Below are 12,668 nucleotides of genomic sequence, written 5' to 3' on the forward strand. Positions count from 1 at the left end.
CATGCAACGACTGCAAAGGAGCGTGGCCGAGCTGGTCGCAGAGGCCGAGGCGGAAATCGATACCCTGACGGTCGACGAGGCGCTGGCGCTGCACGACCAGCCCGGCGTGACCTTCGTCGATATTCGCGATGTGCGCGAACTCGAGCGCGAGGGGCGCGTTCCCGGCGCGCTGCATGCGCCGCGCGGCATGCTCGAGTTCTGGATCGACCCCGAATCGCCCTATCACCGCGAGGATTTCGCCCGCGACGACCGCTACGTGTTGTTCTGCGCCAAGGGCCAGCGCTCGGCGCTGGCCACGCAGCAACTTCAGCGCATGGGCTTCGGCCCGATCTGTCATATCGGCGGCGGCTTTAGCGGCTGGAAGGAGGCCGGCGGACCAATCGACGATTGAGATTGACGATAGCGCCGAAAGAAAAGGCTGGCGGGCCGCGGCGATTTTTAATAGTCTGCATTCAGTGAAAATGTAGAAATTATTCGCAAAACAACGCTATTCTATCTATCTGCGATTTGCAGCCTGGAGACCGCCTCATGAGCCAGATTACCCCGTTGACCTGGGACGACCCGTTCCGCCTGATCGATCAACTCGATGAAGACGAGCGCATGGTGCAGCGCACCGCGCAGGATTATTGTCAGGAAAAACTCATGCCGCGCGTACTCGAAGCCAACCGGCACGAGCGCTTCGATCGCGAGATCATGACCGAGATGGGCGAGCTGGGCCTGCTTGGTGCGACGCTCGACGGCTACGGTGGCGCCGGGCTCAATTACGTCAGCTATGGCCTGATCGCGCGTGAAGTCGAGTGCATCGATTCCGGCTACCGCAGCGCGATGAGCGTGCAGTCGAGCCTGGTGATGCACCCGATCCATGCCTTCGGCAGCGAGGCGCAACGCGACAAATACCTGCCCAAGCTCGCCAGCGGCGAATGGGTCGGCTGCTTCGGTTTGACCGAACCCGACCATGGTTCCGACCCCAACGGCATGAGCACCCGTGCGACTCGCGTGGCGGATGGCTGGAAGCTCAACGGCGCCAAGACCTGGATCACCAACTCGCCGATCGCCGACGTGTTCGTGGTCTGGGCCAAGGACGACGAGGGCGTGCTGCGCGGCTTCATTCTCGAGAAGGGCATGGCCGGGCTGAGCGCACCGAAGATCGAGGGCAAGTTCAGCCTGCGCGCATCGACCACCGGCGAAATCGTGCTCGATGACGTGGTCGTCGGCGACGAGCAGTGCCTGCCCAATGTCACCGGCCTCAAGGGCCCGTTCAGTTGCCTCAACCGCGCACGCTACGGTATCGCCTGGGGCAGCATGGGTTCCGCCGAGTTCTGCTGGCATGCGGCGCGCCAGTACACCCTGGATCGCAAGCAGTTCGGTCGTCCATTGGCCGCCAATCAGTTGATTCAGAAGAAACTCGCCGACATGCAGACCGAGGTCACGCTGGGCTTGCAGGCCGCCCTGCGGGTGGGGCGCATGATCGACGCCGGGCAACTGGTGCCCGAGACCATCTCGCTGATCAAGCGCAACAACGTCGGCAAGGCACTGGATATTGCCCGCCAGGCGCGTGACATGCACGGCGGCAACGGTATTTCCGACGAGTATCACGTGATTCGTCATGTGATGAATCTCGAAGCGGTCAACACCTACGAGGGTACCCACGACGTGCATGCACTGATTCTCGGCCGCGCGCAGACCGGTATCCAGGCCTTTAGCGCCGAATAAATGCCAGCACGGACGAATCGCTGTGTCACGCGGTGCTCGTAAAATTGCCTAACGACAAGTTATGTCAATTTTACTGTGCTCCGGGCTTCTTGCGCTTCATTCCGTTCGGCGATTTATTTCGTGATTCTCCAAGGGGTTTTAAGTCAAGGAGCACGCATGGCGAGTCCGCTGCAAGGCGTTGTGGTGCTGGATATGTCGCGGGTACTGGCTGGGCCCTGGTCCGGCCAGTTGCTCGCCGATCTCGGCGCCCAGGTGATCAAGATAGAAAGACCGCAAGGCGGCGACGATACGCGCGGTTGGGGGCCGCCCTGGCTGGAGGATTCACTCGAGCAGGGCGGCCCTCGCGAAGCGGCGTATTATCTTTGCGCCAATCGCGGCAAGGCATCGGTGACGGTGGATATCAGCCACCCGCAAGGGCAGGCGCTGATTCGCGAGTTGGCGGCGCAGGCCGATATCCTGATCGAGAATTTCAAGGTCGGTGGGCTGGCCCGCTACGGGCTGGACTACGCCAGCCTGACGGCCAGCAATCCGCGGTTGATCGGTTGCTCGATCACCGGCTTCGGCCAGGATGGCCCTTATGCCCATCGCGCCGGCTACGATTTCATGATCCAGGCCATGGGCGGGTTGATGAGTCTGACCGGCGAACCCGACGGCCAGCCGATGAAGACCGGGGTGGCGATCACCGACGTGATGACCGGCCTGTACGCCACGGTGGGGATCCTGGCGGCACTGAACGAACGCCAACGCACCGGGCGCGGCCGGCAGATCGACGTCAGCCTGCTCGACGTCCAGGTCGCCACGCTGGCCAACCAGTCGCTGAACGCGCTGGTGAGTGGGGCATCGCCCAGTCGCCACGGCAACGCCCATCCCAATATCGTGCCCTACGAGGCATTCCCTTGCGCCGATGGTCATCTGGTGCTGACGGTAGGCAACGATAGCCAGTTCGCCAGGTTGGCCAAGCGCCTCGGACAGCCGGAATGGGCGAGCGATCCGGCCTACGCTACCAATGCCGCACGGGTCGCACATCGCCAGCAACTGGTGCCGATGATCGCCACGCTATTGCGGCGTCGTACTCGCGACGAATGGCTTGCGGATTTCGAGGCCGACGGCATTCCCGCTGGGCCGATCAACACCGTCAGCGAGGTATTCGACGACCCGCAGGTGCGCCATCGCGGCATGGCGTTCGACTTCATACGCGAAGGCGCGCGCATTCCCCAGGTCGCCAATCCGCTACGCTTCGACAGCCAGCCGCAGGTCAGCGACCGCCCGCCGCCACGCCTGGGTGAGGATACCGCGCGGGTGCTCGGCGAGCGGCTGGGATTGGACGACGAGCGCCTCGCGGCGCTGCGTGCCCAGGGCGTCATTTAACGGGGGCTGAAACGCCGCTGTAACCCCGTCTCGGCAATCATCCGCGTGGAAATTTCCTCGATCGAGAAACGCGTGGTGTCGATGAACGGCACGTGATAACGGCGATAGAGCGCCTCGGCCTGCTGGACTTCCATCAGGCACTGGTCGATCGAGCAATAGCGACTGTTGGGGCGTCGTTCGCTACGAATCGCCTTCAGGCGGCGCGCATCGATGGTCAGCCCGAACAGCTTGTGGCGGTGGGGCGCCAGCGCCTTGGGCATCTTGAGCGTGCCATCCTCATCGAGATCGTCCTCGGTGAGCGGATAATTGGCGGCACGAATCCCGAACTGCAGGGCCAGGTACAGCGAGGTCGGTGTCTTGCCGCAGCGCGACACGCCGACCAGGATGATATCGGCCTTGTCGTACTGATGAACGCGTGCGCCATCGTCGTTATCGAGAGCGAAGTGTACCGAGTCGATACGCTGCATGTAGATATCGTCGCGACCGATGGCGTGGGTATGGCCGACGCTATACGACGAGTGCGTCTTCAGCTCTTCTTCCAGCGGGGCGAGAAAGGTGGTGAAGATATCCACCTTGAAGCCCGGCGTCTGGGTGATGATCTGGCGAATCGACTGATCGACGATGGTGTCGATGATGATCGGTGTCTCGCCATCGCGAACCGCCGTGGCTTCGATGACCGCGGCCAGGTCATGAGCCTTTTCGAGGGAATCGATGTAGGGCTTGGTGACCATACGAATATCGACGCTGGCGAACTGGGCGAGCAGGCTGCGCCCCAGGGACTCGGCGGTAATGCCGGTGCCGTCGGAGATGAAGAAGGCGGTGCGGGGCATGCCGGGGCTCTCGCTGTGATGGTTTGACGGTAGTGCGAGTATTGTCCCGATTCGCCGGTAGCGCAGCAACTCGACTACACGAATCGGCCCAAAAGCCGGATTGTTGTAAAAATACTCCAGTGACTTCGCTATTAGACTAATGGCGAATACGACCCCCGCTTGGTAGGGTGACGTTCATCTGCCAAGCGTGACGCGTCCGACGTCAAACGCCGCATACGAACTAGGGGGTCTCTTGGAACAGTACATCGAATGGTTCGATCGTCTCGGCATGGCCGACGTCGAGCGCGTTGGCGGCAAGAATGCCTCGCTTGGCGAAATGATCTCCAACCTGGCCGATGCCGGTGTCACCGTACCCGGCGGCTTCGCGACGACTGCGCATGCCTACCGCCAGTTCCTCGCTCATGAAGGCCTCAACGAGCGCATCAACGACGCCCTGGCACGACTCGATGTCGACGATGTCAACGAGTTGGTGCGCGTCGGTGCCGAGATTCGCCAGTGGGTCATCGAAACGCCGCTGCCCGCCGAATTCGAAACCGCGTTGGGCGAAGCCTATCGCGAACTCGAATCGCGCCACCCCAATCTGAAAGTGGCGGTGCGCTCCTCGGCGACCGCCGAGGACCTGCCCGACGCGTCTTTCGCCGGTCAGCAGGAGACCTTCCTCAATATCGAGGGCTTCGACAATATCAAGCGTGCGGTGCACGAGGTATTCGCCTCGCTGTTCAATGACCGGGCGATTTCCTATCGCGTGCATCAAGGCTTCGATCATGCCCAGGTGGCATTGTCCGCCGGGGTGCAGAAGATGGTCCGCTCGGAAACCGCCGCCTCTGGGGTGATGTTCACCCTCGACACCGAATCCGGCTATCGCGACGCGGTGTTCGTCACCGGCTCCTGGGGTCTGGGCGAGACGGTCGTGCAGGGCGCGGTCAATCCCGACGAATTCTATGTTCACAAGTCGACGCTGGCCGCCGGCAAGCCGGCTGTTCTGCGCCGTACACTGGGCTCCAAGCTGATCAAGATGACCTACACCGATGACGCCTCTGCCGGGCGCTCGGTACAGACCATCGATGTGCCGCTGGCCGATCGCGCGCGTTTCTGTCTCGGCGACGACGATGTCATGGCGTTGGCCCGTCAGGCGGTAACCATCGAGCAGCATTATGGCCGCCCGATGGACATCGAATGGGCCCGCGATGGCGACGACGGCAAGTTGTACATCGTTCAGGCGCGTCCCGAGACCGTGGTGTCCAATCAGCAGGGTGGCAAGCTCGAGCGCTTTCAACTGCGTGAGAAGGGCCGCCTGGTGGTATCGGGCCGGGCGATCGGTCAGCGTATCGGCAAGGGCGCGGTCAAGGTCATCCAGACACCGGAGCAGATGGACAAGGTCGAAGTCGGCGATGTGCTGGTCACCGACATGACCGACCCCGATTGGGAGCCGGTGATGAAGCGTGCCTCGGCGATCGTCACCAACCGTGGCGGGCGGACCTGTCACGCGGCGATCATCGCCCGCGAGCTGGGCATCCCCGCCGTGGTCGGCTGCGGCGATGCCACCGAGGTGCTCAAGGATGGCCATGAGGTCACGGTATCCTGCGCCGAGGGCGATACCGGGCATGTCTACGAGGGGCTGCTCGATTTCGACTGCAAGACCTCCAGCGTCGATGCCATGCCCGAGTTGCCGTTCAAGATCATGATGAACATCGGCAACCCCGATCGCGCCTTCAGCTTCGCCGGGCTGCCCAACGCCGGTGTCGGCCTGGCGCGCCTGGAGTTCATCATCAATCGCATGATCGGCGTGCATCCCAAGGCGCTGCTCGAGTACGCCACGCTACCCGCCGACCTGCAACAGGTCATCGACGTGCGCACCGCCGGTTACGCCGACCCGGTGAGCTTCTATGTCGACAAGCTGGTGGAAGGCATCTCGACGCTGGCGGCGGCGTTCTATCCCAAGCGGGTCATCGTGCGGATGTCGGACTTCAAGTCCAACGAGTACGAGAACCTGATCGGTGGCAAGCTCTACGAGCCGGGCGAAGAAAACCCGATGCTCGGCTTCCGTGGTGCCTCGCGCTATGTTTCCGAGTCGTTCCGCCCGTGCTTTGAGCTGGAATGCCAGGCGCTCAAGCGGGTGCGCGACGAGATGGGGCTGGATAACGTCGAGATCATGATTCCCTTCGTGCGCACGCCGGACGAAGGCCGTGAGGTGGTCGAACTGCTCGACGCCAACGGCCTGAAGCGTGGCGAGCGTGGCCTCAAGGTCATCATGATGTGCGAGCTGCCGACCAATGCGCTGCTGGCCGACGAGTTCCTCGAGCACTTCGATGGTTTCTCGATCGGCTCCAACGACCTGACCCAGCTGACTCTGGGGTTGGACCGCGATTCCGGCATCGTCGCCCACCTGTTCGACGAGCGCGACCCGGCAGTCAAGAAACTGCTGGCGATGGCCATCCAGGCCTGCAAGGCGCAGGGTAAATACGTGGGTATCTGTGGCCAGGGGCCCTCGGATCACCCCGACCTGGCCAAGTGGCTGATGGAGCAAGGCATCGATTCGGTATCGCTGAACCCCGATGCGGTGCTCGAAACCTGGTTCATGCTGGCCGGCGAAACCCTGGCCTGACAGAGCGCTTTTCTCGGTACGCGATGCCCGGCACTCTTCAGTGAGTGCCGGGCATCGTCGTTTGGGAGGGCCTCCAGCGCTAGGAGTGCAGCCAGTTGCGGAGTTTCACCAGCAACAACTCACCGTCGCTGAGCGCCTCGCGCTCGGCGAGTACCTCGCTGAGCAGGGCGGGGCGGTCTGTAATAATGTTGTCGACGCCAAGGTCGATCAATCGCGACATCTGGCCTCGGCCGTTTACCGTCCAGGCGTGTAGCTGGTAGCCGTAATGATGTGCCGCTTTGACCGCTTCCGCGGTGACCCGGTCGTGGCGTAATCCCAGCGCATCGATGGTGGTCATGTTCAACCCGCCGCGCAGCACGAACTGGGCGAACAGCGTGGTACGCATTTGTGGCGCCTGGCGATTCACTTCGTTGATCACCACCGGCGACAGCGAGGCCATGATCGCCTCGTCGCGGCGTGCCTCGGGCAGTTTTTCGAGCACGGCAGTAACCAGTTCCTGCGCTTCATCCGGGCCTGGCTTGAGCTCGATATACAGGCCGGCACGGCCCTGAGTAATATCCAACACTTCCTTGAAGGTGGGAATGCGCTGGCCGGCATAGGCATCGTCGAACCAGCTTCCGACGTCGATCCGGCGGGCCTGCACTAGAGTCATCTCGCTCAGCGATCGATCCAGCCCGGTCAGCCGGCGCAGGCTATCGTCATGCGAGACGACGACGGCACCGTCGCCGGTCAGGCGAACATCGAACTCGACGTAATCGGCGCCGTCATCGATGGCTTGTTCGATGGCAGCCAGGGTGTTTTCAGGCGCCGTCCATGAGCTGCCGCGATGCGCGGTGATGACCACCCGGTCGCGGATCTCGAAGCTGTTGAGAGCCTGAGTGGCTTGAACGATGGCAAAAGCCAGTACCAGAAGCTCGGCGCCCCAGGCTACCCAGCCAGGGTGGGCGTTCGCTGGTGGCGTGGGCAGCCTGGGCTGTCGATGGGCCAGGCGCAGGTAGAGGCAACCGACCAACAGGCTATTGGCGGCTACGCCAATGAAGGTGACGGCCAGCGTCAACACGCCGTAGGTGGTGAGATACCCCAGCATGGCGGGAATCAGCACCGCGCTGTTTTCCGGTAGCCATAGCAGCAGCGGCGTGATCAGGACATCGAATAGGGCGGTGACCAATATCGGCAGGACGATGATGACGCCTACCGGCACGGCGATCGGCAGTGCCAGATAACGTTTGGCGCCAAGCGTCAATGCATGGCTGCGCGCCAACGAGCGACGTGGCGACAGGTCCTCGAGAATCAGCACTGGCAGTGCCAGCGACCAGCGCAAATAGAGCCTGGCCGCCAGCCATAGCCATATCAGCACCGGCAGCAGTCCACTGGCGAAGAAGAGCCACAGTTCGGTCGGTCGTACTTGCCAGACGTAATAGCTTGGCAGGTCACCGAGTAGCGCTTCGTAGAGACCCATCAACGCTAACAACAGCGGTAGGGCCAGCAACAGATGAGCGCCGACTTGAAACAGCGTCAGCAGAGCCACTCCGGGGAATCGCCGTGCGACGGCCCATAGCGCTTCCAGGGCGACGCGATAGCGATGGCCACCCGGTCTTACCGCCATCAGAATCATGCCGGCCTGCTGCAGGAACAGCAGCAGGAAGGTCAGGCCGGTTGCCGCCAGCAGCCACAGCAACCCAGAGGGCGATAGCACCACGTCGAGCAATTGGCTATTGGTGAGTACCGGACGGCCGATGCGCTTGAGAAGCGCTGCCAGCGCGTTTGCCGAGGCCGGCAGGAGCACCGTTGCGGCGAGTAGCGTGAAGAACAGGTGGTAGGCGACCAAGGGCCGCCAGTGCTCGCGCAATGAACTGGCTACGGCCGCCAGCAGGGAGTGTGGTGACAGAGACATCTCGTTAGGCATGGGCTGAGCGTCGCATTGTGGCTTTCGCGAGGCAATGACGCCGCGATGGGCTCTCCTTTACCAGCCCCGGTCTAACTATCCAGCGCAAGCTGCCGTTCGGCGATCAGGATGCCGTTGTTATCGGCGTACAGCCATTGGCCGGGTTCGATGGTGACGCCGGCGAAGGTCACGTTGATGTCGCGTTGCCCAGCGCCGTGTTTTTCGCTGCGACGCGGGTGAGCGCCGAGCGCCTGAACACCCAGCTCGATGTCGGCCAGCGCGTCGACATCCCTTACGCAGCCGTACATGACCACGCCGGCCCAACCATTGTCGGCGGCTTTCTCTGCGAGCATGTCGCCGAGCAGGGCGCAGCGCTGCGAACCGCCGGCATCGACCACCAGCACAGCACCGTCGCCGGGCTCGGATACGGCTTCCTTGACCAATGAATTATCCTCGAAACATTTGACGGTGCGCACCGGGCCGCAAAAGGCTTCGATGGCGCCGAAGTTGACGAACAACGGGTCGAGAACGCGAACCTCGGGATGGGCATCGCAGATATCGGGGGTAACGATAGGATTCATGATGGGGTTCCTGACAATCGGTAGCCTTCGATCATGCCACAGCCGGGCAGCGAGAAAAGCCCGTATGCGGGTTTGGACGCGATAAAACGGCAACGCCGGGGCAAGCCCCGGCGTTGATATTTCGCGATGTTCGGCCCTGTTAGAAGAGGAAACCGACCGAGGCGGTGAAGGTGTCGATCTTGTAATCGCTATCGAAGTCGTAGCGCTCGTACTCGGCGCGAACCAGAACGGGCTCGAAATTGAACTGGGCGCCGACGCCGTAAACCGGGTCGATGCCGTCGTTGTCTTCGAGGTCTACGCTGGCGTTACCGAGGTTACCATCGACATCGGTTTCCCACTTGGCCATACCGGCCTTGGCGAACAACTCGAACCAATCGGCGAGTGGCAGCTTGCCGACCAGGCTGACACCGTAGGCATTGGATTCCAGATCGGTGTTGGCGTCATCGTTGCCTTCCAGGCGCGTACGGCCAAGATCGGCATAGAATAGCTCGGTGGCGAAGTACGGGTTGAATTCGTAGCCGACGAAGCCCTTGAAGACGTTGTCTTCATCGTCGTCGATATCGAAATCGTCAGCGCCGTCCGAGACGAAATCGTCGACGTCTTCACTGTCGTTTTCCAGCGAGCTGAAGCCGGTACCGATACCGATATACAGGTTTTCGGTGTTGGGCGCGGCGAGCGCGCTCGGTGCCATGGCGCAGAGCGCGGTGGAAGCGAATGAGGCGGTAAGCAGAGTCTTGAGTTTCACGTGTGTTCTCCTTGTGACGACTTGCAAGTGGGCGATTCAGATAGTTCGCCGTGGTGTTCGTGAGGGGGCATCCTGCCTTGCTTCACGCAGTGTGTCAGTCGTTTGATTGAGACTTTTCAAATGTAAGCAAAACACTGTTCGACGACAAGGAATCGTCGGTTACGAAGGGTAAATATTTGTTGCAATAAAAAGCGTCCTACCCGGTAAGGCAGGACGCTTCGGTCATCGATTCGGGAGCCTGCTAGATGGCTCCATCAATGTTGCGAGCATCGGAATCGAGGGTTCAGGCTTCCTGGGCGACCGGAATCACGTTGGAAGCGACTTTCTGGAATTCTTCGATTTCATGGAAGTTCATGTAACGGTAGATTTCACCGGCCATGGCATCGAACTCACCCATATAGGCTTGGTACTCTTCGACGCTGGGCAGGCGGCCGACGACCGCGGCCACCGCGGCCAGCTCGGCGGAGGCCAGATAGACGTCGGCGCCATCGCCCAGGCGGTTGGGGAAGTTACGCGTCGAGGTCGATACCACGGTGGCCTTGGGCGCCACGCGGGCCTGGTTGCCCATGCACAGCGAGCAGCCGGGCATTTCCATGCGTGCGCCGGCGCGACCGTAGATGCCGTAATAGCCTTCCTCGGTGAGCTGGTGCTGGTCCATCTTGGTCGGCGGCGCCAGCCACAGCTTGGTCTTCAGGCTGCCGGCGGGCTGTTTCTCGAGTAGCTTACCGGCGGCGCGGAAGTGGCCGATGTTGGTCATGCACGAGCCGATGAACACTTCGTCGATGGTCTCGCCGGCGACGTCGGAGAGCAGGCGCGCGTCGTCCGGGTCGTTGGGCGCGCAGAGTACCGGTTCGGTAATCTCGGAGAGGTCGATCTCGATGACCTCGGCATACTCGGCATCGCTATCGGCGCGCATCAGGCTGGGATTGGCCAGCCACTCCTGCATGCCCTGGATGCGTCGCTCGATGGTGCGCACGTCGCCATAGCCATTGCCGATCATCCACTTGAGCAGGGTGATGTTGGATTTCAGGTACTCGCTCATGCTCTCTTCGGAGAGCGTGATGGTGCAGCCTGCGGCGCTACGCTCGGCGGAGGCGTCGGAGAGCTCGAAGGCCTGCTCGACGGTGAGATCCTCGAGACCCTCGATCTCCAGCACGCGGCCCGAGAAGGCGTTCTGCTTGTTGGATTTATCGACGGTCAGCAGGCCTTGCTTGATGGCATAGAGCGGGATCGCATGGACCAGGTCGCGCAGCGTCACGCCCGGCTGGCGCTCGCCCTTGAAACGCACCAGTACCGACTCCGGCATATCCAGCGGCATCACGCCGGTCGCGGCGGCGAAAGCCACCAGGCCGGAGCCCGCGGGAAAGGAGATGCCCATTGGGAAGCGCGTATGGGAATCGCCGCCGGTGCCCACGGTGTCGGGCAGCAGCATGCGGTTCAGCCACGAATGGATGATGCCGTCGCCGGGACGTAGCGAGACGCCGCCGCGATTCATGATGAAGTCGGGCAGGGTGTGATGAGTTTCCACATCGACCGGCTTGGGATAGGCGGAGGTGTGGCAGAACGACTGCATCACCAGGTCGGCCTGGAAGCCCAGGCAAGCCAGATCCTTGAGTTCGTCACGGGTCATCGGCCCGGTGGTGTCCTGGGAGCCGACGGTGGTCATCTTCGGCTCGCAGTAGGTGCCAGGGCGTACCCCGTCCATGCCGCAGGCCTTGCCGACCATCTTCTGTGCCAGGGTGAAGCCCTTGCCGGTATCGCTCGGCTGCTCCGGGGTCTTGAACACGTCGGAGGCGCCCAGGCCGAGTTCGGTACGCGCCTTGTCGGTCAGGCCACGGCCGACGATTAACGGAATACGGCCGCCGGCACGGACTTCGTCGAGAATCACCCGAGTCTTGAGCTCGAAGGTGCTGACCACTTCATCGCTGCCATGCCGGCAGACCTTACCCTCGTACGGGTAGACGTCGATCACGTCGCCCATGGCCATCTTCGAGACGTCCATCTCGACGGGCAGGGCGCCAGCGTCTTCCATGGTGTTGAAGAAGATCGGCGCGATCTTGTTGCCGAAGCAGAAGCCGCCGGCGCGCTTGTTGGGCACGAAGGGGATGTCGTCACCGAAGAACCACAGCACCGAGTTGGTGGCGGACTTGCGCGAGGAGCCGGTGCCGACCACGTCGCCGACGTAGGCGACCGGGAAGCCCTTGGCCTTGACCGCCTCGATCTGGGCTAGCGGCCCCTTGGTGCCGGGCGCTTCGGGCTCGATGCCTTCACGGGCGTTCTTGAGCATGGCGTTGGCATGCAGCGGAATATCCGGGCGTGACCAGGCATCGGGTGCCGGAGAAAGGTCGTCGGTGTTGGTCTCGCCGGGCACCTTGAACACCGTCAGGGTGATCTTCTCGGCCAGCGCCGGCTTGGCCAGGAACCACTCGGCGTCGGCCCAGGATTGCAGGACGCCCTTGGCCACGGCGTTGCCGGCCTTGGCGCGCTCGGCGACGTCGTGGAAAGCATCGAACATCAGCAGGGTGTGCTTGAGCTGTTCGCCGGCATCCTTGGCCAGGTTCGCGTCGTCGAGCAGCTCGACCAGGGTGGCGATGTTGTAGCCGCCCTGCATGGTGCCCAACAGCTTGACCGCATGTGTCGCATCGATCAGCGGTGACTCGGCTTCGCCCTTGACGATGGCGGTAAGAAAGCCGGCCTTGACGTAAGCGGCCTCGTCGACACCCGGTGGAACGCGGTCGGTGATCAGTTCGAGTAGTGCCTGTTCTTCACCGGTCGGCGGATTCTTGAGCAGCTCGACCAGAGTGGCGGTCTGTTCACTATTCAGCGGCTTCGGTGGTACGCCCTCGGCTGCGCGTTCCTCGACATGTTGGCGGTAGGCTTCAAGCACGGTGGGGACCCTCATCAATTTTCGGAATCCATGAGCAGGTGGAGGTATCGAAAC

General features: G+C 62.3%; 9 protein-coding genes. 4 read left to right on the plus strand and 5 right to left on the minus strand.

The annotated features are described in order from the left end of the window. Position 1: 1 nt before the first annotated feature. From BLR92_RS02240 to BLR92_RS02250, 3 genes are all read left to right on the plus strand, one after another. A complete protein-coding gene (locus tag BLR92_RS02240; RefSeq protein WP_089725080.1) occupies positions 2-391 on the plus strand; it encodes a rhodanese-like domain-containing protein in 390 nt (129 codons plus the stop codon). Positions 392-528: 137 nt separating this feature from the next. Further along, complete coding sequence (locus BLR92_RS02245; protein ID WP_089725082.1) at positions 529-1,713, plus strand: acyl-CoA dehydrogenase; 1,185 nt, start codon at positions 529-531, stop codon at positions 1,711-1,713. 156 nt (positions 1,714-1,869) lie between these two features. Beyond that, positions 1,870-3,081: a CaiB/BaiF CoA transferase family protein gene (locus BLR92_RS02250; RefSeq protein WP_089725084.1), complete on the plus strand. Its 1,212-nt coding sequence runs from the start codon at positions 1,870-1,872 to the stop codon at positions 3,079-3,081. Here BLR92_RS02250 and ppsR read toward each other — a convergent pair. Continuing rightward, positions 3,078-3,911, minus strand: coding sequence for a posphoenolpyruvate synthetase regulatory kinase/phosphorylase PpsR (gene ppsR / locus BLR92_RS02255; RefSeq protein ID WP_089725086.1), 834 nt, complete (start codon positions 3,909-3,911; stop codon positions 3,078-3,080). The genes BLR92_RS02250 and ppsR overlap by 4 nt on opposite strands. Before the next feature lie 232 nt (positions 3,912-4,143). Between ppsR and ppsA the strand changes: the two genes are divergently transcribed. After that, the gene (gene ppsA, locus BLR92_RS02260; protein WP_089725088.1) at positions 4,144-6,516 is read left to right on the plus strand and encodes a phosphoenolpyruvate synthase; all 2,373 of its coding nucleotides are present in this window, start codon (positions 4,144-4,146) and stop codon (positions 6,514-6,516) included. 79 nt (positions 6,517-6,595) lie between these two features. Here the strand turns inward: ppsA and BLR92_RS02265 are convergent, their stop codons facing one another. From BLR92_RS02265 to acnB, 4 genes are all read right to left on the minus strand, one after another. Next, positions 6,596-8,422 (minus strand): glycerophosphodiester phosphodiesterase family protein, encoded by a 1,827-nt coding sequence (locus tag BLR92_RS02265; RefSeq protein WP_089725090.1) that lies wholly within the window; start codon positions 8,420-8,422, stop codon positions 6,596-6,598. 71 nt (positions 8,423-8,493) lie between these two features. Next, positions 8,494-8,982, minus strand: coding sequence for a ribonuclease E activity regulator RraA (gene rraA / locus BLR92_RS02270; RefSeq protein ID WP_089725092.1), 489 nt, complete (start codon positions 8,980-8,982; stop codon positions 8,494-8,496). 139 nt (positions 8,983-9,121) lie between these two features. Further along, positions 9,122-9,727 (minus strand): porin family protein, encoded by a 606-nt coding sequence (locus BLR92_RS02275; RefSeq protein ID WP_089725094.1) that lies wholly within the window; start codon positions 9,725-9,727, stop codon positions 9,122-9,124. A 283-nt stretch (positions 9,728-10,010) separates the two neighbouring features. After that, entirely contained in the window at positions 10,011-12,614 is a 2,604-nt protein-coding gene (gene acnB / locus BLR92_RS02280) for a bifunctional aconitate hydratase 2/2-methylisocitrate dehydratase (protein WP_089725949.1), read from the minus strand. Positions 12,615-12,668: the final 54 nt, after the last annotated feature.

It is taken from the genome of Modicisalibacter muralis (assembly GCF_900102945.1).
In the GTDB taxonomy this organism is placed as follows: domain Bacteria; phylum Pseudomonadota; class Gammaproteobacteria; order Pseudomonadales; family Halomonadaceae; genus Modicisalibacter; species Modicisalibacter muralis.